The organism is Pararhizobium sp. O133 (assembly GCF_051669845.1).
In the GTDB taxonomy this organism is placed as follows: domain Bacteria; phylum Pseudomonadota; class Alphaproteobacteria; order Rhizobiales; family Rhizobiaceae; genus Pararhizobium.
On the sequence record NZ_CP196426.1, the window covers coordinates 2,816,955 to 2,840,491 of the forward strand.

At 59.2% G+C, this 23,537-nt stretch carries 28 protein-coding genes; 26 read left to right on the plus strand and 2 right to left on the minus strand.

Annotated features, from left to right (window positions below; all coding sequences use genetic code 11):
• Positions 1-11: 11 nt before the first annotated feature.
• The 7 genes from ACST81_RS13410 (at position 12) to ACST81_RS13440 (ending at position 5,103) form a co-directional block, all read left to right on the plus strand.
• Positions 12-143, plus strand: coding sequence for a helix-turn-helix transcriptional regulator (locus tag ACST81_RS13410; RefSeq protein ID WP_438753549.1), 132 nt, complete (start codon positions 12-14; stop codon positions 141-143).
• Positions 140-694: a hypothetical protein gene (locus ACST81_RS13415; protein WP_438748376.1), complete on the plus strand. Its 555-nt coding sequence runs from the start codon at positions 140-142 to the stop codon at positions 692-694. Before ACST81_RS13410 ends, ACST81_RS13415 begins: the two co-directional genes overlap by 4 nt.
• A 191-nt stretch (positions 695-885) precedes the next feature.
• Positions 886-1,338 (plus strand): hypothetical protein, encoded by a 453-nt coding sequence (locus ACST81_RS13420; protein ID WP_438748377.1) that lies wholly within the window; start codon positions 886-888, stop codon positions 1,336-1,338.
• Entirely contained in the window at positions 1,335-1,613 is a 279-nt protein-coding gene (locus tag ACST81_RS13425; RefSeq protein ID WP_438748379.1) for a hypothetical protein, read from the plus strand. The genes ACST81_RS13420 and ACST81_RS13425 overlap by 4 nt, the downstream gene beginning before the upstream one ends.
• Complete coding sequence (locus ACST81_RS13430) at positions 1,591-3,750, plus strand: AAA family ATPase (RefSeq protein WP_438748380.1); 2,160 nt, start codon at positions 1,591-1,593, stop codon at positions 3,748-3,750. The genes ACST81_RS13425 and ACST81_RS13430 overlap by 23 nt, the downstream gene beginning before the upstream one ends.
• Before the next feature lie 232 nt (positions 3,751-3,982).
• Complete coding sequence (locus ACST81_RS13435) at positions 3,983-4,147, plus strand: hypothetical protein (protein WP_438748383.1); 165 nt, start codon at positions 3,983-3,985, stop codon at positions 4,145-4,147.
• The gene (locus ACST81_RS13440; protein WP_438748385.1) at positions 4,144-5,103 is read left to right on the plus strand and encodes a hypothetical protein; all 960 of its coding nucleotides are present in this window, start codon (positions 4,144-4,146) and stop codon (positions 5,101-5,103) included. The genes ACST81_RS13435 and ACST81_RS13440 overlap by 4 nt, the downstream gene beginning before the upstream one ends.
• A gap of 384 nt (positions 5,104-5,487) precedes the next feature.
• Here ACST81_RS13440 and ACST81_RS13445 read toward each other — a convergent pair whose 3' ends face one another.
• Positions 5,488-5,880 carry a type II toxin-antitoxin system PemK/MazF family toxin gene (locus ACST81_RS13445; RefSeq protein ID WP_438753551.1) on the minus strand — a complete coding sequence of 131 codons (393 nt, stop codon included), beginning with the start codon at positions 5,878-5,880 and terminating at the stop codon, positions 5,488-5,490.
• Positions 5,881-6,381: 501 nt separating this feature from the next.
• Here ACST81_RS13445 and ACST81_RS13450 point away from each other — a divergent pair.
• The 14 genes from ACST81_RS13450 to ACST81_RS13515 all read left to right on the plus strand — a co-directional run bounded on the left by ACST81_RS13450 (position 6,382) and on the right by ACST81_RS13515 (position 15,813).
• Positions 6,382-6,711, plus strand: coding sequence for an HNH endonuclease (locus ACST81_RS13450; protein WP_438748387.1), 330 nt, complete (start codon positions 6,382-6,384; stop codon positions 6,709-6,711).
• A 92-nt stretch (positions 6,712-6,803) separates the two neighbouring features.
• Positions 6,804-7,220, plus strand: coding sequence for a P27 family phage terminase small subunit (locus tag ACST81_RS13455; protein WP_438748389.1), 417 nt, complete (start codon positions 6,804-6,806; stop codon positions 7,218-7,220).
• A complete protein-coding gene (locus ACST81_RS13460) occupies positions 7,168-9,018 on the plus strand; it encodes a terminase large subunit (protein ID WP_438748390.1) in 1,851 nt (616 codons plus the stop codon). The genes ACST81_RS13455 and ACST81_RS13460 overlap by 53 nt, the downstream gene beginning before the upstream one ends.
• Positions 9,019-10,308, plus strand: a complete 1,290-nt coding sequence (locus ACST81_RS13465; RefSeq protein WP_438748392.1) for a phage portal protein — start codon at positions 9,019-9,021, stop codon at positions 10,306-10,308.
• A complete protein-coding gene (locus ACST81_RS13470; RefSeq protein WP_438748394.1) occupies positions 10,305-10,913 on the plus strand; it encodes an HK97 family phage prohead protease in 609 nt (202 codons plus the stop codon). Before ACST81_RS13465 ends, ACST81_RS13470 begins: the two co-directional genes overlap by 4 nt.
• 100 nt (positions 10,914-11,013) lie before the next feature.
• The gene (locus ACST81_RS13475; RefSeq protein WP_438748396.1) at positions 11,014-12,291 is read left to right on the plus strand and encodes a phage major capsid protein; all 1,278 of its coding nucleotides are present in this window, start codon (positions 11,014-11,016) and stop codon (positions 12,289-12,291) included.
• Positions 12,292-12,344: 53 nt separating this feature from the next.
• Positions 12,345-12,575, plus strand: coding sequence for a hypothetical protein (locus ACST81_RS13480; protein ID WP_438748397.1), 231 nt, complete (start codon positions 12,345-12,347; stop codon positions 12,573-12,575).
• A complete protein-coding gene (locus ACST81_RS13485; RefSeq protein ID WP_438748399.1) occupies positions 12,538-13,074 on the plus strand; it encodes a head-tail connector protein in 537 nt (178 codons plus the stop codon). Before ACST81_RS13480 ends, ACST81_RS13485 begins: the two co-directional genes overlap by 38 nt.
• A gap of 17 nt (positions 13,075-13,091) precedes the next feature.
• Positions 13,092-13,502 carry a hypothetical protein gene (locus ACST81_RS13490; protein ID WP_438748400.1) on the plus strand — a complete coding sequence of 137 codons (411 nt, stop codon included), beginning with the start codon at positions 13,092-13,094 and terminating at the stop codon, positions 13,500-13,502.
• Between the two features lie 162 nt (positions 13,503-13,664).
• Positions 13,665-14,018 (plus strand): head-tail adaptor protein, encoded by a 354-nt coding sequence (locus ACST81_RS13495; RefSeq protein WP_438748402.1) that lies wholly within the window; start codon positions 13,665-13,667, stop codon positions 14,016-14,018.
• A gap of 12 nt (positions 14,019-14,030) precedes the next feature.
• The gene (locus ACST81_RS13500) at positions 14,031-14,519 is read left to right on the plus strand and encodes an HK97 gp10 family phage protein (protein WP_438748404.1); all 489 of its coding nucleotides are present in this window, start codon (positions 14,031-14,033) and stop codon (positions 14,517-14,519) included.
• A gap of 15 nt (positions 14,520-14,534) precedes the next feature.
• On the plus strand, positions 14,535-14,951 hold the full coding sequence (locus tag ACST81_RS13505) for a DUF3168 domain-containing protein (RefSeq protein WP_438748406.1): 417 nt from the start codon (positions 14,535-14,537) through the stop codon (positions 14,949-14,951).
• A gap of 76 nt (positions 14,952-15,027) precedes the next feature.
• Positions 15,028-15,459 (plus strand): phage tail tube protein, encoded by a 432-nt coding sequence (locus ACST81_RS13510; protein WP_438748407.1) that lies wholly within the window; start codon positions 15,028-15,030, stop codon positions 15,457-15,459.
• A gap of 3 nt (positions 15,460-15,462) precedes the next feature.
• Positions 15,463-15,813, plus strand: coding sequence for a hypothetical protein (locus tag ACST81_RS13515; protein ID WP_438748408.1), 351 nt, complete (start codon positions 15,463-15,465; stop codon positions 15,811-15,813).
• Between the two features lie 193 nt (positions 15,814-16,006).
• On the opposite strand, the gene ACST81_RS13520 is transcribed toward ACST81_RS13515, so the two are convergent.
• Positions 16,007-16,267: a hypothetical protein gene (locus tag ACST81_RS13520; RefSeq protein WP_438748411.1), complete on the minus strand. Its 261-nt coding sequence runs from the start codon at positions 16,265-16,267 to the stop codon at positions 16,007-16,009.
• Positions 16,268-16,326: 59 nt separating this feature from the next.
• Here ACST81_RS13520 and ACST81_RS13525 point away from each other — a divergent pair, with 59 nt between their 5' ends.
• The 5 genes from ACST81_RS13525 to ACST81_RS13545 all read left to right on the plus strand — a co-directional run bounded on the left by ACST81_RS13525 (position 16,327) and on the right by ACST81_RS13545 (position 23,504).
• Positions 16,327-19,419 carry a phage tail length tape measure family protein gene (locus tag ACST81_RS13525; RefSeq protein WP_438748413.1) on the plus strand — a complete coding sequence of 1,031 codons (3,093 nt, stop codon included), beginning with the start codon at positions 16,327-16,329 and terminating at the stop codon, positions 19,417-19,419.
• Between the two features lie 18 nt (positions 19,420-19,437).
• Positions 19,438-20,196: a hypothetical protein gene (locus tag ACST81_RS13530; RefSeq protein WP_438753554.1), complete on the plus strand. Its 759-nt coding sequence runs from the start codon at positions 19,438-19,440 to the stop codon at positions 20,194-20,196.
• A gap of 69 nt (positions 20,197-20,265) precedes the next feature.
• Positions 20,266-20,865, plus strand: coding sequence for a hypothetical protein (locus ACST81_RS13535; RefSeq protein ID WP_438748414.1), 600 nt, complete (start codon positions 20,266-20,268; stop codon positions 20,863-20,865).
• A 33-nt stretch (positions 20,866-20,898) separates the two neighbouring features.
• A complete protein-coding gene (locus ACST81_RS13540; protein ID WP_438748415.1) occupies positions 20,899-21,294 on the plus strand; it encodes a DUF6950 family protein in 396 nt (131 codons plus the stop codon).
• A complete protein-coding gene (locus ACST81_RS13545; RefSeq protein ID WP_438748417.1) occupies positions 21,291-23,504 on the plus strand; it encodes a hypothetical protein in 2,214 nt (737 codons plus the stop codon). The genes ACST81_RS13540 and ACST81_RS13545 overlap by 4 nt, the downstream gene beginning before the upstream one ends.
• Positions 23,505-23,537: the final 33 nt, after the last annotated feature.

Below are 23,537 nucleotides of genomic sequence, written 5' to 3' on the forward strand. Positions count from 1 at the left end.
TGTCACGATCGATGCTCAATCGATATCGATCCGAGGGGCGCTTTCCCGTCGCCGTCGACCTTGGCGATCGGCGGGTCGCGTTCGTACGCTCTGAAGTCCGTGTATGGATTGAGTCGAAGATTGCGGGGAGGGCGTCCGCATGACGGCGCACCCGACCAACCGCCGCATGGCGGGAAGCCCGACTCGAATGGAAGCGTACGACCGGCGATTGGCGGCCATCCATGAAGCTGGTCACGCGCTCATGGCCATCCACCTGGGTTATACGGCTGACGCTTGGATCCACCGAAACGAAACAGTCGATCATCTACGGGAGAAAACCTGGCTCGGGCACATGACCATGTATGATCTGCCAACCGTCTCAGACCACCAGCACGTCCGCATGGTCGCGGTTGCCGGGATGGTTGCTGAGACTCTTTGGAAATGCGGGCACGACGAAGAGTATGCCGATCCGTGGGGATGGGAGGATTATCTCTTAGACGAGGATAGCATGTCACCAAGCGATTGGCGCCTTGCAGGATGCGCTCCGGGAGAACCTGACGACGACCTATTTGATGTCGTTGCTCAGGTCGGCATGCTGTTCATGGGGGATCTCTGGTCGACGCTCACTCGGATGTCGCGGTCGCTCATGGGCGACGCCGAGTCGATTCATAGCTTCAGCTACGGACAGCCAGCGCTCGTGGGGACCGGCACATAAATATTCGCTGACCGCCCCTAGACGGATTCATCTCGGATACCGTTAATGGAATTACGCTGGCCTAGAACATGTCAAAATACTATATTTAGCGTTTGTGACCGCAATCAGCACAAGATATCGGGTAATTCACCCGTCTCACGCCAACATCAACATTTGATCGTCCGGCCATCAGCCGGCGGAGGAGGGCCATTTTGCCAATTATCGCGACTAAAGACGGTACGAATATCAATTCCGAACACGTCGTCCAATACTCGAAGCTTCGGAACGGTCTGACTCGTTTCCTACTTTCAACCGGCGGAGAGGTCACGGTCGAAACGTATCGCGAGGACATTGACGAACTCTTCATTCCGGTGATTCCGGCCAGCCAGCCCTTTGTTGCTGTCTTCGTCGAGCGGTGGGAAGACGGCGTTTTCCAGTACAAGCATCGCACAGTCATCGCGTGGCGGATTTGCGCGTCAGGAAAATACCCAGTTTTTGACGGGTATGACCATGGCGCCGATGATTACGCCGTCATGATTGATCCGGCTGGAGGCGTCTACGACTGCGATCAAAATCGCTACGATACTTTGGGCGCCTGGAAGGCAGAGTATGAAGCTGAGGCTAACCTGGCGGTCGCCCGGTCTGTTTCGGGTATCGCCGCATGATGGAGATCCTAAATATCGAACCCGTCGCCAGTCAGGGCGGCGGGGGAATGCGTGTGCTCGCATTCTTCGACCTCACTCTCAATCCCGATGTGAAAATGTATGGCCTTAGGCTGATGGAAGCGCCAGACGGCAGACGTATCGTTTATTCGCCCAATGCCAACGGCGGCCGACGGACAGCAACATTCTCACCGGCAATGGCTTCAGCCATCACTGCAGCAGCAATCGCAAAATTTGAGGGGCACGAAACCGCCGATGGCACCGATTCCGAAATATAAGCCTCAGCCGGCAACGCCGCCGTCGTTCGAGGAAGCGGCCATCCGAACACACTGCGACATGCTTCATGCGCTCGCCAACGGGGTCGACGGCGTGCTGGTGGTTAGTGCCTTCCTGGCTAATCCACTCGGCGAGAAGGACGCACCTGGCGCTGTTTCTCATTGCCAGATTGGGGACGTCGACGGGATGGTCGAAGCTGTCATGGCACATGCCAACACGCCGAATGCCAACGTTTTCGCCGGCTTGCAAATCATGCGGAAAGGCTTGGCGCGTGGAAGCCGCGGCTTAGAATCCGACATTGTAGCGGTCCTCGGCCTCGTGGTGGATCAGGACTGCGATACGGGCATGGCAGGAGCTTTGCCTGTAGACTCCGACCTTGCGCTGGAAACGTCGCCGGGAAATAGGCAGCCGTTTTTTCTATTCGATCGGCCGCTTCCGCCATCTGAGGCAAAGGCTCTGGCTCTTGCTCTGAAACGCGCGACCGGGGCTGATCACGGGACAGGGGACGTCGCACACGTTTGGCGGATAGCAGGTACCTTAAACTGGCCAAACCGAAAGAAGCTGGAACGTGGTCGGCCACCCGAGCCCGTTGCCGTTACCGTCACCCAACAATGGGACGGCTCGCTGACGTCCGTGGAAGACCTTCGGAAAGCGCTTGAGCCATGGGCGTCGGCACCGAGCACCACCACGTCCGTTTCGCTGGGCGAACTGCCATCGGTGGAAGGGATCACAGCCTCCGAGAATGCTGCCGCTCTTTTGGCCGCCAATGAGGTCGGTGATCGCTCCGCCCATGCAGCACGCGTCGTCGAGCAATTGGCGTTTGATGGGCTGACGGCGGAGCAGGCGGCGTCTCTCTTCGTGTCTGCCGAGGGTGACTGGCTTCATCGCTACCCAACCGAAGAACGCGCCCTGCGGGACCTCGAAAGGCTGTGGGGAAAATTTGGTGTTCCTCTCATCGAGGAAAGGTCCGAACGTGCCGAACGAGCGCGGGGTCTCGTCGATGCGTTGACGCGAAAAGCGCATCCGGCAGCCGCCAATGATAACGTGCCGCGAACCGTGGCCAAAAACGATAATCTTCCTTTTGTCTACCCCTCGAAATGGCAAGGTCAGGCGGTCCCGCCGCGAAAGTGGCTGATCGACAAGTTAGTACCGCTGCGGACGGTCACGCTGCTGTCCGGAGACGGCGGCTTGGGAAAGAGCCTTTTTGCCCTGCAGACATCGGTTGCAACGGTGCTCGGCAAAGAGGTGGCCGGGCTGCAGCCTGCCCAAGGGAGGGTATTGTATGTTGGTGCGGAAGACGAAGTCGATGAGTTCCATCGGCGAATCAACGATGTCCTCGCCGAGCATGGCGCCGCTTATGGGGACCTCAAAGACGACTTTCTTCTTCTGCCGCTTGCCGACCGAGACGCAACGCTCGCCCTGCCAGAGAAATCCGGCCGTATTAAGCCGACGCCGTTGTTCGATAGCCTACGGGGGCGAATTGCGGAATTTCGCCCGAAACTTCTCGTTCTCGATACGAGCGCTGATTTGTACGGCGGCAACGAGATCGATCGGACCCAAGTTCGCCAGTTCGTTGCGATGCTTCGGTCAATCGCAATCGAGTACGACTGCGCGGTAGTCCTGCTTAGCCACCCCAGCGTTGCCGGCATGCAGAGCGGCAGCGGTACCTCCGGCTCGACAGCATGGAATAACAGCGTGCGGGCCCGGCTCTATTTGACGGCCGAAACAGGCGACGGCGCCGATCCAGACGGGCGGGTGCTTACCAGCATGAAGTCGAACTACGGCGCGCGGGGTGACGCACTCAAACTGCGCTGGCACCAGGGTGTTTTCGTCCTCAATGACGGCAGCCGCCCGAACCCTGCGAAGCGGCTGATGGAGCGTAGGGCCGAGACCGTGTTTCTGGCGATCCTCTCCAAGTTCAACCGCCAAGGCAACAACGTTAGCCACGTCAGTGGAACCAACTATGCGCCCGCCAAGATGGCGGCCCATGCAGACAGCGATGGGGTCGGGAAGAAGGCACTCGCGGAAGCCATGTCGCGTCTCCTGGACGCAGAAACTATCAAAATTGTTGAAGACGGCCCGCCTTCAAAACCAAGAAAAAGACTGATCATTTCCGCCGAAGATTACGGGGCAAAATAAGCCGGAAGATCTTCCACCAGACGTTCCACCAGCCTTCCACCACCTTCCACCAGCCTACCTACCACCACCCCCTAGAACCCCGGTCGGTGGTGGAACCCGCCGACCACCTGGTGGAACCTGGTGGAACGGGCTCACCACCGGAACGAAAATCGAGAGGACTAACATGCCACCCATCAGAACAAGTTTCCGAAACATCGGCGGCCCATTCCCCGGCAAGGGATCAGCTCCGTCTATGACCCGCGATTTCCATCTCGTCGACGGACGCGCTTCGTTCGAGCGGTTCAACGACCAGGCCGCGATGCGCACCCACGTCTTCGATGCCGGCAGCCTTGTAGCCGCCAACGACAATGTGCCGGCCGAAAAATCGAAACGCATTCGTAAGGGAGCCCGCCGTTGAAATTCAAGACATTCAAGGATGCCATGAGCGCAGAGCGCATTTTCGATGCCGCCAACGACAACCAACCCCGCAAGACTCCGCAGCCTCGATACCGAGGCACACTGCCAGCACTCCGATGGCTGTTCGACAATCACCCGGAATTGGCACCGGCCATGGCGGCAGCACTACCGAAGCCAGCAACGAACTGGTCCATCGAGGTGGAAGATAGCAATCAGCAGATTCGACCCACGATCGGCGCACTGATGAGGGCGGCGACTGATGCCTTTCGGGTGTACGTTCGAAACGGAAAGAAGCACGTCGGAGCCGGCTTGATCATCAAGCAGGACGGGGGCATCGAGCGCGCCACTCTGGGAACGCTCAAGTTCTTGAATGGTCGTCTTACTCAGTGGGCCGAGACAAAGAAGGGCGCAAAGCTCCGCCCGATTGATCGGCTGACTCAAGCTGGTGCCGGGACATCATCGCATCGGGATCCATCGCGCTATCTGGCAACTAAGCCCAGCACACCGTCACCGATGCGCACGACGTCGCTGCCACGAAATGTGTCCGACCGATCGGTGCTGCCGCCAATGCTCGACCCGCAGGCTGGCGTTGAAGAAGCTCGAGCATTGCTGCGTTCTCTCGGTGTCGACGGGTCCGTCCCATTCGACAAGCTGCCGGTGAGGGCAACCCGATGCGAAACGGCCGTGGCACAAGGGGCTGGTTTCCTCGGCGGTGTATCACGTCCGAGCGGCAACTCGTCAAGCGGCGGGGAGCTATGGGAAGCGCCGTTTATTCCTCAGGGCGATGTCGTGAAGGTCGTCGAAGAAGTTGCCGCACGCGGCTCGCTGAAGTCGATTGGAGTGCGGCTGGGCTACTCGGATGGATACGCAGACAGGGCGGGGAAGGCTGCGCTTCTGGATGCCGCTAAAACGCTGGCTGCAGCGAACGACAATAAAAGACTACGAAGGTGTGCCTGATCGTGGCGTGTTCTTGCGTATCTATATGAAGACACAAGAAAGGCCGCCATCGTGCGGCCTTTTAACTAATTGGGGCGCCGAATTCGCGCTGACGATCAAACTAGCGGCAATGCCGGTCGGCCCCTTTAACCCATTGCCATGGCGCGTACTCCTCCGCCGCCGTGGCGATCGTGCCGCTGGTTGAGTGCTCAAGCGCTCCCAGCGGCTCTTGCCTCCCTCCGCTGTGTTTATTGACAAAATATTATCTTTATAATCAGGGAGATAATATCTTATAATCAACTCCGTGTTGACTTCCAGTTATCTATATCGCATATTGAGGACGTTCCCACTAGCTGGGCTTGAGACTACCGCACCCCCGGCAGGAAACTGCGCGGGGGTTTTGCTTTATATCATCAATGCGTGTTTGACACACCCTTTCACAATATCGAAGTCTGCATTCGAAAGGCTTGGCGAAATGAACCTTCCGGCCAACCGGACCCGGTCCAATCTCGCGTAGCTCACGGTCGTGACCATGTCACCTTTGACCCAAGAGTGCACATCGCCTCCTAAAAACGGGTAGCTTCCTGCTAAAATGCAGTGATGGTGTTTTTGGGCTGGCTTGGGTTCCTTCGTGCTTAGCGGAACGACCACACAAGTACCGTATCTGCTAACGCCGGGCGTCATTACGACTACAAACCTATTCTTGGTCATCTCTGGCGCTACTGACAGTGGCCCCGCCATCACGCCAGGCTCTTCGATGTCGCTCAGCACGGGTCCAAAATTGCACATGAGGACCATGCCAGGCACTGGAATAAACGATACTGGCACTGCTTTCTCCGTGAAAATATGACTTATATGGCACTCGTAATGGCCATCAATTAGTACCGCAAACACTAAATATAGTATCAACGCGTCGTTTGCGATGATTGCCAGCGGAAACAAATTCGACCGCTTAGCTGAAGTCTAAGACAATACAGGTTGAACTTCTCCACTTTCCACCTTCCGCATATATGTGCTTACAGCGCCCCTAGTGATGCTGAGTTTTCTGGATATCTGGGCGTGCGTAAGCCCACGTGCCACCGCGGCTTCAACAAGGGCCTTACCTAGTGGCGAGAGGTTGGCGCCATTCGTAGTTTTACACAGGGCGATAATGTCAGCCAAATCGTCCAGTTTTTCTACGATTTCGCCCTTCAGTTTTCTCGGGTCAACGTGGTTGTTGCTCATTAAGTATCATCCAAAAAGCCACAATTTAAAGAGTTACACAACGTGTGTATCCGATACATATCCAATTTTCAAGGGATGGAGAGTCTTGCTAATCGCAAGGCCACCGCCTACCACCACCTCTACGGCCTGAAAGCCTGGCAGGACGCACGTCATGTCCAGTTGGCACACCAGCCGCTGTGCGAGCGATGCTTGCGTGACGAGATCGTCACCGAGGCCAGGGTGGTGAACCACCGCATCAAACATCAAGGCGACTGGGCATTGTTTATCGACCCGGAGAACCACGAGAGCGTTTGCGCTGAGCACCACGACAGCCTCATCAGGCGCGAGGAGGCGCGAGGCTATGTGATCGGCTCTGATATCGATGGCCGCCCTTTGGCGCCTGACCACCCGTGGAATCGGGGGTAGGGGGTGGCTCAGGGTCTGGGCCGGTCGGGCTGCTGTACCTGCGCCCCCCCTCCGTTCGCACCGAGAAGATTTTCAAAGAGGGGGGATGATCGATGTCGGTGACCGAAACGGCTTCGCTAAGTGCTCCCGATTGGGCCGCTGCCTATCCTGATGCTATCGATGTTGCCGAGGCGGAAGAGCAATGGCGGGCTGTTATGGCTGATCTCCATGTGGCTGGCACATTGGCAGAAGCAACCGCTCACACCGTCTCGCGTCTCGTCGAGTTCCGTGTCCAATACCGGAAGGCTGCACGGCATGTCGCTGAGCACGGCACGATCTTGAAAGCAAAGAAGGCTGCCATCGGACAATGGAACCCCAATTGGTCAGCGATGCAGCAAGCCGACGCACGAATTTCGCACCTGGAGTCAAAGCTCGGTCTGGATCCGATCAGCCGCGGAAAAACGACGAAGGTGGCCAGTGGCAAGAGGAAACAAAGGGCCGCGGACGCCTATCTCAAAACTTCAAGCTGATCCAACCACAGCCTACGCAAACGACGTTCTAGCCGGGAAAATCATTGCCGGCGAGCATCAGTACGCAGCGGCCGAGCGACACCTCCGCGACTTAAAAGACGGTCCCGCACGCGGACTGCACTGGGCTCCTGAACTAGCTGGTCGAGCAATCGGATTCGCTCCCGCCGTTTTGTCGATCACCGCTGGTGCCGCTGAGGGCAAGCCGTTTAATCTCCTTCCATGGCAAGTCTTTTGCTCGGGCAGCCTGTTTGGTTGGCGCCTAGCCAGTGGACGAATGCGTTTCCGCTCCGCGTGGGTGGAAACTGGTAAGGGGCAAGCAAAGTCGCCCTGGATGGCCGCGACCGGCCTTTATATGGGTGGTTGGTACGGCGTGAAACGCGCCGAGGTCTATTCAATCGGCCAGGACCGAGCTACGGCGAACGTTCTTTTCAAGGATGCGGTCGCCATGTGTCGCGCGCCTATTCCCGGAGGGGAAGAGGACGAAGAGGACACGCTGGTTTCGCGCGGCGATGTCCTGATCCGCGGTGAGGGCGACAACGCCTGGAAGATCGAGTTCCCCGAAGTTGGCAGCAAGTTCCAGTCGCTGGCCAACGGGGCGGCGATTAGCGGACCCCGGCCGATCATGGTCGCAGCTGACGAAATCCATGAGTTTAAGGACAACTCTTCGATCGAGACGTGGAAGCGCGCCATCGCGAAGATGCCGGGCGACGCATTGATGCTGCTCGGCACGAATACGCCCGCCGCCACACAAATTGTTGGCACCGACTATTCCGATTTCTACCAGAAGGTTGCGACCGGCGAAGTTCATGACGACGGCGCATTTGCCTTTATCGCGCGTGTCGACAAGTCGGATCGTGAGAACGTTTTCGACAACGAGGCGTGCTGGCCGAAGGCTTTGCCGGCCTTGAACGTGACATTTCCCATCGAGAACATCCGGGGCGAAGTTAATACTGCCCGAGTGCTGCTATCGACCGCATTCTCAGTGAAGAGGCTATACTTCGGCATTCCGATCGGCGCTGCCGATTTCTGGATAGCGGAGGAGGCGTGGTCGGCCGTTCAGAAGCCAGTAGTTCCGGTGGCTCAAAAAGGCCGGAAATGTTGGCTTTCTCTCGACCTTTCGGACAAAAACGACCTTACGGCGCTGTCTGCAGCTTGGAAGGCTGAAGATGGGCACATCTTCGTAAAGACCTGGTACTGGACCACCGCTGAGGGTTTGAAAGAACGAGCCCTTGCCGACAACGCGAAGTATGTCGAATGGTCGGAGGACCCGCGGACAGGCCTAGCGGCGGTGACAGGCGCGGTTATCGATAAGACCTTCGTTGCCGCGCAAATCCAGCAGATTTGCCAAGAACACGACGTCGAATTCCTAGCATTTGATCCCGCCGGTATTGCTGACTTCATTGCGGCCTGTGAGCAGATCGGGTTCCCGGTCTGGCGCTACGAGGGGCCGGAGAAGCCGGAGGGCACGGGGCTGAAGCTGGTAGCACACGGGCAGGGCAAGCGCGTGGTGTTTGAAGACAAGGCCCTTTGCATGCCACGGTCAATCGAGCGTCTGGAGGATCGCATCCTCCTCAAGACAATAACGATCGACAATAGCCCAGTGACCTACATGTGTGCGGGTAACGCGTTGCTCGATGCGGATGGCCAAGGCAACCGAGCTTTCGACAAAAAGCGTTCGCGCGGTCGTATCGATGGAATGGTCACGATCGCCATGTCCGCCGGCTCTGCGGATTCCGACTTCTCAGCAATCGACGTGACGTCCCCTTGGGACGATCCTGAATTTAGTTTGGTGGCGTAGATGAAACTCTTCAATTTTGGCCGCCGAACTGCGGAAAAGCCCGTCGAAACGCGGGCAACGGTAGAAAACGCGACTGTGCCCGTAAGCTCGGAAAACTTCCTTGCGTTTTTTGGGGTGCAGTCGGCCAATCTGCCAGCGGTTACGATCGACAATGCTCTGACGGTTCCGGCTGTACTCGCTGCGGTGGCATTCATGTCGCGCACGCTTGCTGCGCTCCCGCGGCACGCCTACCGAGACACGAAGGACGGAGCAAAGCGCGTTGGCGGTAGGCTTGAGACGGTGGTCAATAGATCGCCGAATGAGGCGATGGGATCATTTGCGTTCTGGCAATGGTTCTGGCAGCAGGTTTTTACCGGCGGCCGCGGGCTTGCCTACATCGAGCGCACGCCGCAGGGCATTGATTCATTGTGGATGCTGGACCCGTCCAAAACCACAATCAAGCGCACTGGCTTCAAGGTCGTTTATGAAAACGGCGGCAGAGAATATGCCGCCGCGGACGTGATCGACGTGCCGTTCATGTTGCAGTCGGACGGCTTGAAGCACTACGGCCCGATTATGAAGGCGTCGAAGGCTATTCAGCTTGCGATCGCCATGAACGACTACGGCTCGAACTTCTTTGCTGGTGGTGGTGTTCCGCCGCTTGCTTTGGAAGGACCGCTTCCGGCTGGCAAGGAGGCCATCGCCCGCGCGCAGGCCGATATCAAGCGGTCGGTTGACGCGGCGAAGAACGCCAACGAGCCAGTCTTCCCGATTCCGGCCGGTTACAAGTTAACTCCGGTCGGCATTGACCCTGCCAAGGGGCAGATGGTCGAGGCTCGCCGCTTCCAAGTTGAGGAAATCGCACGCGCCTGGCAGTTGCCGCCCGTGTTTCTGCAGGATTTGTCGCGCGCGACGTTTTCGAACGTAGAGCAGCAGGATTTGCACCTTGTGAAGCACCTTATCGGCCAGTGGGCCAAGGCGCTCGAGGACGAAATCAACCTGAAGTTCTTCGGTCGCAATGCCAGCGGTCGCTGGGTTGAACATGCGCTCGATGGGATCCTTCGCGGAGATTTCAAGAGCCGTATCGAAGGCTTGGCGAGGGCTATCCAGACGGCGCAGATGACGCCGGATGAAGCTCGCGCGCTTGAGAATAGGCCGGCGCTGCCTCACGGCGACGTGCTCTACATTCAGGGCGCAACCGTGCCACTCGGGACGCAGCCGGTTGATGCCGGAGCCAATCAGGCTGGCGCGAAGCCAGCCAATGACAATGAGCCTGCGGGCGATGATACAGATGAGGCGAGCGCCGCATGACGAAAGACATTGAAAAGCGCAGCGGGAACTTCGGCGTTGAAGTCCGCGCCGAAGGCGAGAAGCGAACCCTGACAGGTTATGCGGTCGTCTGGGATAGCGACACCACGATCGGCGACTACTTTGTCGAGCGGATCGCGAAGAACGCTTTCACCAAGGCGCTTCGCAACGACATCCTGGCTCTGGTCAATCATGACTCGGGCCGCGTCGTCGGGCGCACGAAGTCCGGAACGCTCCGGCTGGCGCAGGACGACCACGGACTGAAGGTCGAGATCGATGTGCCCGACACCACCGACGGAAACGACCTGTGGAAGCTCGTCGAGCGCGGCGACGTGTCCGGCATGAGCTTTTCGTTTCGGGCCACAAAGCAGGAATGGGACGAAAGCGGCGAGATGCCGAAGAGGACCGTCATCGAGGCGGAACTTTACGAAGTGACGGCCACTCCAATTCCCGCCTACCCCGACACGACCTTGGCACTGCGATCCTTGGAGTTCGCACGTGCCGAAACCGGACGACGCATCAATTGCGAGTCTGCTGCCAGGCGCATCTCAGAGCGGCGCGCCGCCACAGAGCAAAAAATCCGGGGCATCCGGCAGGACGCCTCGTAGTCACCCGGCGCTGCCGGAGGGCAAGGGCGACCAGTCCTGCCAGCAATCACCCATGAACCATACGGCTCGCTTTAGGCGGGCTTTTTATTGAGGTATACACATGTCCTTGAAAGACCTGCAGGAAAAGCGCGGCCGTCTTGTGACGCAGGCGCGCGAAGCCCTGAACGAAATCACCACCAACACCGACGAAGCCCGTTCGGCGGAACTCGACGCCCGCCATGACGCCATCATGGCTGACTTCGACAAGGTCGAAAAGCTGATGGAGCGCGAGCAGAAGCTTGCCGACATAGAAAAACGCTTTGAAGACCGTCAGGCCGAAGAGCGCGCCAAGAAGCGCCCCGGCGGGGACGCCGAAGCCCGTGGTCAAGACGAAGGGGACCAGATCTCCTATCGGCAGGTCTTCCACAAATACCTAGCGGGGGGCGCCGACCTCGGCGAGCTATCCACGGAAGAGCGCGCGGTTCTGAAGGCTGGCGTACAGTCGACCAAGGAATTCCGCGCCCAGACCGCAGGCACCACTACTGCCGGCGGCTTTACAGTGCCGACCGAACTGGCCGCCGTCATCATTCAGACGATGAAGGACTGGGGCCCACTCTACGACGACGAGATCTGCACGGTACTGAACACGGCGTCGGGCAACCCGATCAAGCTTCCGACCGTCGACGACACCGCTGTGGTTGCCGAAAAGCACACCGAAGCTGCTGCGCTCACGGATGACGGCGGCAAGGATGCAACCTTCGGCCAGAAGTCGCTTGACGCGTATGTCTACGACACCGAGTTTGTCCGGTTCTCCATGGAGCTCGCGACCGACAGCATCTTCAACATGGAGTCGCTGCTAGGCGGACTGCTCGGAGAGCGTTTGGCGCGGATTGCCAACAAAGAACTGACCATCGGCGATGGTACTGGCGACCCGAATGGCGTTGTCACCGCTTCTTCGCTCGGCAAGACCGCGACGGCCACCGCTGCCATCACCGCAGATGAGATCATCGACCTACTGCATTCGGTCAACTCGGCTTACCGCCGCTCTCCGAAGACGAGGTTCATGTTCGCGGACACGACGCTGGCCGCCATCCGCAAGTTGAAAGACGGGCAGGGCAATTTTCTCTGGGCCATGGGCGACGTTACCACCGCCCAACCCGGCACGCTGCTCGGCTATCGCTACAGCATCAACGATGACATGGACGCGCTGGCCGCCGCCAAGAAGGTCATGCTGTTCGGCGACTTCTCGAAGTACTTCGTCCGCAAGGTCGGTTCGCCGGTCATCGGCGTGCTTCGTGAGCGCTTCTGGCCGGATCTCGGCATTGCCGGCTTGATCCGCTTCGACGGCGAACTCGGCGACACCGCAGCCATCAAGCACCTGATCACGGCTGCCTCGTAATCCGACCGCACTGGGACGGCGGGCTTCGGCCCGCCTCCTTTTCAGGAGAAATCATGAGAATCAAGATGCTCGTCGGCTTGGCCGGCAATGAATACTCCCTGTCGCCTGGCGATGAGCGCGAATTCCCCGATGCCGAGGCTATCCGGCTGATCGAGGCGGAATATGCCGTGCCGGTCGCGGAGGTGAAGACGGAACGCGCTATTGCGCAGCAGGCGCCCGAGCGCCGCGCAAAGAGGGGCAAGAGCGATGTGGTATCCGACGAAAGTGACAACGGCGGCGACTGAGCCGCTATCGGCTACGGAAGTTAAACGGCAGTCGAATGTCTTCCACAGCGACGACGATGCGCTTTTTTACGGCTTCATCGCCGCGGCGCGAGACCATGTCGAGAAATACTGCACTATCCTCCTTGGCGCGCAGACGGTCGAGGTGAAATGCGACGGATTCTGCGACTTCGCAAGGATGCCGATCGCCCCTGTGACGTCGATCACGTCGATTGTCTATGTGGACGCAGCGGGCGCTGAACAAACGCTGGCCGATACGGTCTACGAACTCCGCAACGACGATCTCGAGACGGCAATCGTGCGCAAGTACGGCCAGCAATGGCCCGCGGTCCAGATGGGCTCGCGCATCACGGTCACGACCGTTTCCGGCTATGCGGCTCTTCCCGCCTCCATCAAGCACGCGATGCTGCTTTGGATCGCCGACGCCTATGAGCAGCGCGAGAATGCCGCAGCGCCAGGCTGGACGGCGTTCGATGCGCTTTTATGCAATTACAGGCGCTAAGAGCGCAGGAGAACACCATGACGGATCTCGTAATTACCGCGGCGAGTGTCGTTGCCGGGACAGACGCAGTGAGAGACATCGGCACTGCCGGAGAAACCCTGACGGCCGGTAAAGCCATCTATTATTCGGCATCCACGGCCAAATGGATGCTCGCCGATAGCAACGCGGCAACCGCAGAAGCGCGGTCCGCAAAGGCGATCGCGCTGAACGGCGCATCGCTTAATCAGCCGGTTAGCGTCCAGAAGGGCGGCTCGATCACCATCGGCGCCGCGCTCACTCCAGGGGTTGCATATTACCTTTCGGATACCCCGGGCGGAATTTGCCCCGTCGCAGACGTCGGCTCCGGCGAGTATGTCGGTCTGATCGGCTTGGCCACTTCGGCCTCGGTGCTGGCCCTCGACTTTCAGTATAGCGGCGTCGCTCTGTAATGTGGGTCCGGTTTACCGCTGATCATTCGTGGCGTCAGCCGGGCTTCTCCATTGATTACAAAGCGGGCGGCGAGCATAACGTCACCCGCGCCTGCGCTGACGAGGCGCTGGCCAAGGGCGTTGCGATACGGGCGCCCGGCAAGAAGCGGGAAGCGAGGGCGGATGGCGAAGCGTAACGGCGCCGGCGCGATGCGCCAGAAGGTCCATTTCCAGCGTCGCACTGAAAAAGAAGATGAATACGGCAATACCGTTGAAGACTTCCAGACAATCTTCACCGACGCAGCCGAGTTCATCCCTCTTAGGGGTGGAGAGCAGGTCACAGCGGCCCGCCTGACGGGCATCCAGCCTTTCATCGTCCGCGTACACAGTTCCACCCAAACTCGCGCTGTAGGGCCGGATTGGCAGATTGTGGACGCTCGCTCCGGCGTTGTTTACGCGATCACCGCGCCTCCCGTGAATACCGACCAGAAGAACGCCTATCTGGACATCATGGTGACGCAGGGGAAGGCTTCCTAAAGGGAGGACGGCATGGCGCTGAAGGCTAAGGTCTTGGGCCGTGAAGCTCTGACTAAACGGCTGGCTCAGTTGGCGCCGAATGCTGAGAAATATGCGGCCGACGCCAAAATCAAGGCCATGACGGAATTCGCCGAAAGCATGGAGGGTAAAGCCCCGACGGGCGCCACGCTCGAATACATGCACAGTTTCGAGGCTGACTTCCTTCGGAATCGCCCGGCGCAAGAAATGGTTGGCATCAAGGCCAGCAAGGATCCCGACGCGACCGGACTTTACGCCGAATTTATTTGGCGCTTTCTGGAGTTCGGGACCGCCCCGCACAGTACCGCAAAAGGCGGCGGCACGGTCGCAGGCAAAAAGGCGGCCGCAGCGAATCCGAAGGGCATGCACCCCGGCACAACGGCGCAGCCTCACATCTTTCCGGCATGGCGCGCGTTCAAGCCGAAAGCGAAGAAGCTGATTGCCGCTGCGATCAACAAGGCCGTGCGCGAAGCAAAAAAATAACGGCAAGGAAACTCAATGGCATCGCCCGAACTTGAATTGCAGGGCGCGATTGTGTCCCGGCTGAAGGCGGACGCGACTCTTACGCCGCTCGTCAACGGCGTTTACGACCAGCCACCAGCCACATGCTGGGCTGCACCGAAAGAAGGGTATGTCACGATCGGAGAGGCGCAAATGCTTCGTGATGACGCGGCGTGCCTGGAGGGCGGGCAGGTTTACCTGACGCTCCACGGCTGGTCGCGCAAGGTCGGTTATCCGGCCGTTCGCGCGATTGCCGATGCGGTCGTCGAGGCGCTTCATATGAAGACGCTGGCCATGCCTACCCACCGTTTCATCTCCATCATGCACAGGCAGACGCGGACGTTCCGCGATGCGGACGGGATCAGCTCGCATGCGGTTATCGAGTTCATCGCGAACTTCGACAAGCCGGTCTAGCGGGCGACCCACCACCAAACACCACACCACCACGACCGGCCATGTGCCGGTTTTTTCACATGAAGGAACCTATCACATGGCAGACGGACAACAGCTTGGCAGACTTCTGCTTATTCAACTGGGCAACGGCGCAGAGCCCGAAGTCTTCACGAATCTGTGTGGCGTCAAGTCCAGCAGCTTCGATCTTTCGGCAAACGAAATCGACACGACCACTCCGTCGTGCACCAATCCGGGCGATGAAGTCCAGAAGACTTCGCGCCCCGGCATTGCAAGCCGCACCTTTCAGGGGTCCGGCGCGTTCGTGTCCAGCACGATCATGAAAGCGTTCATGACGCACGTGATCAACACCACGGCATTCAATGCCAAGGTCAGCGTGCCCGGTCTCGGCGTGTTTCAGGGATCCTGGTTCGTCACTTCGTTTTCCTTCACTGGCGAAATGGAGCCGAACATGGAGTTCAGCGCCACCTTCGTCCCGGCTGGTGAACTTACCTTTACGGCCGAGGCATAACGGATGGCTGAACCTGTAAACGGCGCACGCGGCGAAGTCGCGCTCAAGATCGACGATGTCGAGCTGGTCGTCGCAGCAACGATGGGCGGACTCTCCGCCATGTCGTCCGCCCTTGGCTGCAAATCCCTCTCTGACCTTTGGCAGCGGCTGGCCGGCGTTGAGGTTGCGGCCACGCTGGCTGCCATCGAGTTCCTGACGATCAAGGGCGACTGGGCCGCTGCGATCAAGAAGATCCAGTTGAAGCACTTCGCCGCATGTTCGGTCGCCTTTAATCAGGCAATCGCCGCGCATCTGGACGTCGAGGGAAACGAAGCCGCCGTCGAGGAGCCAAAGGCCGCGACGGCGAAGAACTAACTACCGACCGGCAATTGCGAGAGTGGATGCAGACGGCTCACAAAATAGGGTGGAGGTTGCCGGATTTCTGGCGCTCCACTCTTGTTGAGTTCTTTGATTGCATCGAGGCGCACAACGAGGCGCAAGGCGAAGAGACTTCGGCTGGCGTGTCTCAGGACGAAGTTGCCAAGGCGTTCGCGAAGATGGGGTGAGACTATGGAGTCTTTTGAACAGGCAGACCGACTGAATCGGTTAGAAGCTGAATTGCTTCGGCTACGGCAAGAGCTTGCAGATTTTCGAAGTTCATACTTCCAGAATCAGGAGGCAATTGCACGTGGATGCTCAAGTTATCACCGCGAGGGTCACGTTCATCGCGGGTGATTATTAGGTCGACCTTTGCGATCATGCATGCGGCGGCTCCTTCGCCGACTTCCCGAACGTAGTCCACGCGGGCTTGAATTCCCGGATTCGCCATTTTCACCTCCCCAAAGGCCCGCCACCACGCGGGCCTTATGCATTCTAGGAATATTGCTGATGGCTGAGAAGTCCGACGACCTGATTATTTCCATCAGCACCGACATGGCGACGGTTCGCCGTGCGTTGAAACGCCTTGGCGATGACATCGCGTCGACATCCGGCAAGGTCGAAAAGCAATTCGACAAGATGGGCAAGGGCATCGATAATTCGATGACCACCGCCCTACAGACCCGCATCGACAAGATGGTGGGCATTGGCACCAAAGGCGCGCAGGAATGGACTGGCGCGCTAGCAGATCAGGGGAAAGAGCTTGAGCGCCTTCGTGCTCGCTATAATCCGCTGTTTGCGACGATCAACAATTACAAGTCGGCCGTTTCGGATATCAGGCGCGCACACGCTCTAGGCGCGATCTCCGCAACCGAGATGACCGCCGCCATCACGAAGGAGCGGCAGGCCGCCCTGGCTTCGACTGCGGCCATTAAGGGGCGAAATGCGGCGTTGAAGGATACGCCAACGAGTGCGCGGGCTCGCGGTTTTGGTGCTGAGAAATTCAACACCGCCAATCTGGCTGCACAGTTTCAGGATATCGGCGTCACGGCTGCGATGGGCATGAGCCCGCTCCAGATTGCCCTCCAGCAGGGCACGCAGATTTCCGCGGTGCTCGGCCCCATGGGCGCGGCTGGTGCTGTGAAGAGCCTTGGCGCGGCTTTTATGTCGATCGTCAGTCCGGTTTCGCTGGCCACGATCGGCATCATTGCTGGCGGCGTTGCTGCCGCTCAGTATTTCGCTGGAACGTCTAAGGAGACGTCGAAAGCGGAAGAGGCTCTGAAAAACCATTCCGACCTTATCAGGCGCATCAAAGAAGCTTGGCCCGAAGCTACAGCCAGTCTCAAAAATTACGCTTCCGAGAGCAAGAAAATCCTTCAACAGGACGTGAAGGATTCGATTGATCTTTACAAGCAATCGGTAGCAGACTCGGCGAGAGACGCAAAGTCTCCACTTTTATCCATACCGGCTAGCGACTACCAGGGCGCAACGAAAACCATTGGTGATGTCCAGTCGGCGATTGCGGCGCTCGACGCGAGCATCGCAAAGGGTAATCCCGATCTAAGGGCTTTCATCGAGCGCCTTATCGAGATCGAGAACCAGTCCGGAACGCCTGAGAACATCAAGAAATTGATCAAGGAGATCCGCGAGGCTGCCAAATCCGGTATCGATGCGCAGAGCAAACTTGACCCCCTGATTAAGACGATTGAGGGCATCGGCAGTGCTGCAGCAACGCAGGCCAAGCATATTGAGGCCTTCACTAAAGCTGTCGATCAGCTTTCTAATATCTCGCCGACGCGCTTATCGGATATGGAACAGGCCGCAAAAGCCTACGGTGAGGCTCTGCGGGCAGCGAAAACCGAAGCCGACGTAACGCTGGCTGATGACCAGTTCAACGCTGCGAAGCGTCGCATTTCCAACCAGAATCCGACCGTCATCAACAGCGACGGCAAACTAACCGTCCCCGGCGTCCCCGGCCAGAAGCCGGTCCAACTCGGCGACGAGCCTGACAAGGCATCCCAAAAAGCCGAAACCGCTGCTGAAAAGGCAAAGAACGCCTACCGCGATCTGCTCAAATCCGCTGACGACCGCATCAACCAGTTGCGCCTTGAAACTGAGCTTACGGGCGAATACGGCGCCGCCACAGATGCGGCGCGCTTCCGGCTGGATTTGCTTCAGCAGTCCGAGGACAAGGGACGGTCGCTTTCGCCAGAACAGAAGGCGGCGATCGAAGAGAAGGTCGCGGCTTACGGCAAGTATTCGGAGGCATTGGCGCAGGCCAAGCTTCAGCAGGACCTGCTAGACGCCTCCGCTATGCGTGGTCTTTCCGACCAAGACAGGCAGGTAAAGCAGGCGCTTCGCCAGTACGGCCTGCCGGAAGACCTTGGCGGCAAAAATGCTGGCGACATCCGTCGCCAACTCCAGCTTGACGAAATAACGAGCGCATCCGACGCCTTCATCGACAACCTGACCGGCGCGCTTTTGAGCGGTGGCGAGGACATCGGCAAGAAGCTCGGCCAGGTTGTTCTGAATGCCTTGCTGGATTCCGCGCAGACGCAAATTTCCGGCATTTTGAAGCAGGTGTTTGGGGCACTGATGTCGGGTGGGTCGACGGGGGCGCCAGTCGGTGCGGTTGCGAGTGCGGCTAGTTCGTTTGCGGCCCCCGTTGGGGCCGTTACGCGGTCGGCGCTGCCGGCTGCTGGCGACATCGGAACCTATGCCAAGGCCATCCAGGCAATCGAGAGCGGAGGCAATTACGGCGCCCTCGGGCCAGTCACGCGTAATGGCGATCGCGCCTATGGTGCCTATCAGGTTATGGGCAACAACATCGGCCCGTGGTCGAAAGAGGCGCTTGGTAGGTCGATGACGGCTTCCGAGTTTTTGGCCGACAAGGGCGCGCAGGACTCGATCTTTGCTCATAAGTTCGGCGGCTACGCTGAGAAATACGGTCCATCGGGCGCGGCACAGGCTTGGTTCGGCGGGCCAGGGTCCGTCGGCAGAGGCGGTATGGGCCAAGACATCCTTGGGACGTCTGGCAATACTTACGTCAAGATGTTCGAGACGAACGTCACGAAGATGGGCAATGTTGCCGGTGAAGCCACGAAGGGCCTTGGTGGACTGAATAACGGCCTCGCTGCAATCACACAGAACTTCGGCGCTGGCGCCGGGTTGGGTGGTGGTGGCCTCGGTGGTTTTGCGTCACTCTTTTCGTCTTCGTTCAAGCCGAACACGACCTTGAGCGCGTTTTTAGGCGTTGGAGCCAATGCAAAAGGCACAGACAGATGGTCCGGCGGCCCGACATGGGTCGGTGAAGACGGGCCGGAGATTATCAACGCACCCAAGGGTGCGAAGATCATTCCGAACCATGCCATCCGCAAGGTTCATGCACCCGTCGCTCCCCGCCTCAACGGGCGCGCACCAGCGGCATCCAACCAAAACAGCCCTTCGTCCATGGTTGTCCAAATTCAAGGCGCGTCCGGCGACCCGCACGTGCGCGAGCTAGTGCGGCAGGGCGTGGCGGCTGCGTTGGCCGAGAAGAACGACAACGACCGGCGCGGTGGCGTTGGGTTGATGCAGCAGCGATACGCCGCGCAAAAAGGCTAACCAGCCGGAAGGAACATGATGGCCGGCTACCTCAATATGCCGACCCTCGAGGCGAACTTTCTGCACGCTCCAAAGGCGACTTTTGACGTGCAGGGGTCGGCGATTGAGGGTGGGCGCAACGGCAACGGCGAGTCCGTCAGCATGGAAATGGCAGGTGGCGGCATTGTGACCGCCACCTACGAGCAATGCCTGATCAAGGACAAAGAGCAGCTAGAATACATCAACTTTCTCGGCGCCCGGTTGAACGGGTCGTTCCGGTTTATCAACGTTCCGATCATTACCGATTGGTTCGGGCCGTTTCCGACCATCAACGGGCTTCCGACCCCGATTTTTTCCGGCATCCAACATTCCGACGGCAGCTATCACAGCGATGGCTCTGGCTATAGCCAGGCGACGGTATGGGCCGAGGTGACGGAAAGCGCGGCGCTGAATGCCGGCATTCTCAAGATCAGGCTTTACGACGCCGCGCGTGACTTGCGGTGGTCTGAATGGTTTTCGATCTATCACCCTACCAAGGGTTGGCGAGCTTATCGCTTTTGGGAAGTCATTTCGAAATCCGCCGAAGGGACCGAGGTCAAGAGCGGCGCCACGCGCACCTACAAGGATTACACCTTGGCGCTTTCGCTTCCGCTTCGTGAAGCGGTATCTGCCGACACGCGCGTCGAGTTTGCCCGCCCTCGCTTCGTGGGCAAATTCCCGACCGGCTTTACCCTGCCATCCGTAGTCGAGGCGTTTTTCGTGACGCAGCAGACGCTGCAGTTTGTGGAGGCTTTTTAGCCGCCGGCACCACTCCACCCCCACCATCTTGGCCGCCATCGAGCGGCCTTTTTCATGTCAGGAATCAAGATGGGATGGGTTCCCGACAACGTCGTTGCCGCCCTCGGTCAAAGCCACCAACTGGGCATCTTCCTTCGTATCGACACCGACCCGGCGCTGCATCTTTGGATGGGCGTCAATGACGTGCCGATCGGGTTTGACAGCATCGACCCAGACGGCACGGTCTATCTTGGCGGCGGGCGACTTGTGGGCGTTCCGACGCTCGAGGTGCTGGTCAACGGCACGTCGGACTCGGTCGAATTTACGATTTCAGGCGTCGATCCCGCCACGGGCGCGAAGATGCTCGACAGCCTTCCTGCGGTGCGCGGTTGCGCCGTGCAGATGGGTCTGACGACGCTCGACGAATATTTCCAGCCAATGTCGGATGTCATTCCGATCTGGACCGGCTCGGCAAGCCATATCGGCGAGTCGAGCGCGGCTGTGCAAGGAACGCAGAGCGCAACACTGACACTCTCCTTGAGCGTCGTTGCCGGCGAAAGCACCCGCTCACGGGCGGCACGGTCCACGTGGTCCGCCGCGCAGCAGAAAGCCTTTTCACCGACTGACCGCTTTTGTGACGCGACCGCCCGCCTTGCGCGCGGCGTCGATCCTGCCTGGCCGAACTTCTAGCGCACTGCCGCCTGCAGCACTCAAGGACGCCCCATGGAATTGCGAGAGTTTCTCGCCTTGCCGCACTTGTTCGAGTGGGGCGGGGTGGTCGGTGACGACTGCACGACCTGGTGCGCCTCATGGGTTCGTGAGCGCATCGGTATCGATCCTGCGGCCAGTCTGCGCGGCACGTACTCCACCGAACTTGGCGCGCACCGCATCCTGAAGCAGGCCGGCGGACTCGTCGCATTCATCGACTCTCATCTGCTGCCGCTCGGCTTTGCCCGTACCGACACACCATCCGTCGGCGACATCGGCGTCGTGCGCCCTGACGGGCAGCCTACCGAGATCGCGGCAATCAATTTCAGCAAGACGTGGGCGATGCTTTCTCCCGGCCGCGTGGTCGCGAAGAGGGCTGAACTCGTGACCGCGTGGAGGTTTCCGAGTTGAGCATTCACCGCCGCTTGATGATGCAGCGCTACGGTCTTGAGCATTCCACCTTTCTTTATTCCCCGGTCGTGTTCGACCCAATCTTCACCCCGCTTTTTACGGCGATCCTCGGCTCCGGCGGCTTTTCCATCGGCGCGGCGACCATCTCCTATGCGTCCATCGCATCGGCCATTGCAACGACCGCGCTTTCGATCGGCCTGCAGGCCATTATGGCGCCGAAGCCGCCGAAGCCGGAAGACGGGCGCGCACCACTTGCGCAGCCGATCCCGTATCGGACATGGGGCGTGGGGACGACCCGCATTGCCGGCGCGTTGATGTTTTATGATGCGGTCGGCTCGAACCTGTTCGCGGTGCAGGCGGTTTGCGGGCACCAGATCAGCCAGATTCGCCGCTATTTTCTGCACGACGACGTTATCGACCCGGAGGACATCGACGCCGAAGGGCAGACGCCGGAAGTGCGCGGGCGCTACGGCCCTGGCCGTGTCTGGCTGTGGAGCCGGTTGGGCGCCAACCCGGAAACACCATACACAGACTTCATCGACCTTTTGGTCGAGAGCACAGAAGACCCGCTGCAAGACTTCTGGACGACCAATCACCGCGGCGACGGGCAGGCGTCCGTGGCCATGGTTGCGCAGAATGCCGGCGCTGAAAACCAGTCCAAGGCCTTCCCATACGGCCCGCCGCGGATTTCCGTCGAGGCCGACTTGGCTGCCGTTTGGGACTATCGCGACCCGGCACAGGATCCGGAAGACCCGACGACCTGGGAGCATTCGAAAAACGCCGCGCTCATCATGTGCTGGCACCAGTGCTTTAACGAGTTCGGCCATCGCCGCGACTATACCAAGGCCATTCTTCCCGTGCTCGACATGTGGAAGGAAGAGGCCGACGTTTGCGACGAGGACGTGCCGCTCAATGGTGGCGGGACAGAAAAACGCTACGAGTGTAACGGCTGGGACTCTGCGGAGAACGGCCCAAAGGCTGGCACCAACTCCATTCTTTCCGCCTGCGACGGCTGGATTTGCGAACGCGGCGATGGCGCCCTGCTGTTTACGGTTGGCAAATTTCGCGAAGAACTTGTCGCTGAACTGACTGACGCCGACATCGTCGGACATCAGATTCAGTATGACGTGCTGCCGGAAGAGGAGGTCAATCAACTTGTCCCTCGCTTTACCTACCCGGCGACAGACTACACGACCAGCGATACGGATTTTTTCGAGGATGTAGACGCGCAGGTTACGGCCGGGCGTATCTTGCGGCAGGAAGCAGATTACGGTTGGTGCCACCAATGGCGACAGGCTCGCCGCCTTGGCATTCGTGACTGGCGCCGGATTCAGCAAAAAAAGCGCGGCTCGATCGATGTTCGCCTTTCGGGCATCAACGCCATTTATGCGCGTTGGGTGCGGCTGGTGACGCCAAACCGTATTCCGTCGATGAACGGTGCGGTTGTCGAAAACCGGCGGTCGATTTTGGCGCTGATGCGTGGTGGTTTCCAGATGGACATCATCAAGCATCCCGACAACATCGACGATTGGGATCCATCCGAGGACGAGGGACAGCAGCCGCCGGTCCCGAATGCTACCGACCCCGGCACACTTGTCGTTCCTGTCATCAATCTGGTGCAGGCAAAACCAAGCGGGCCGTCGGTCTACATCCGCGTCGTTATCATCGATCCTGAAGACGACTCGTTGACGCCGGTTGTGCGATATCGGGTTGCGGATACAGGCTCCGGGTCGCCGGGGGCGTGGATAGAGCAGGAGTTTCCTGCGGCCACACCATCCGGTGGGTACATCGACCTCAACACCAATCCGGTTCCGGTCGATTCTGAAATCGAAATCGAAGTCGCTTTCAAGGTGACTAAAGGTCGATATTCCGACTGGTCGGTAACGGCGGACGTGTCCTCGACGGTTGATCCTGATGCGCCGGGCGTTGTGACTGGTGCTTCGGCAACGGGCGGCGTTGGACAAGCCACGTTCAACTGGACGGCTCCAGCAAGCGATAACTACGCAGGCGCTCGGCTGTTTTGGAACACAACCAACACGGTCACGGGCGCAACGCCTGTTTCGCCTCCTGAATACGGGGCGCCATCGGCTGCGGATTCGCGCGTTGTGACCGGCATTTCGGCGGGCACGCGGTACGGGTTTATCCGCTCGATCAACGCCTCTGGCGTTCAAAGCGCGGCGGTTGCCACGGGGTCGTTTGTCGTCACGTAACCATCCTTACGCCCGCCTCGCGCGGGCTTTTTC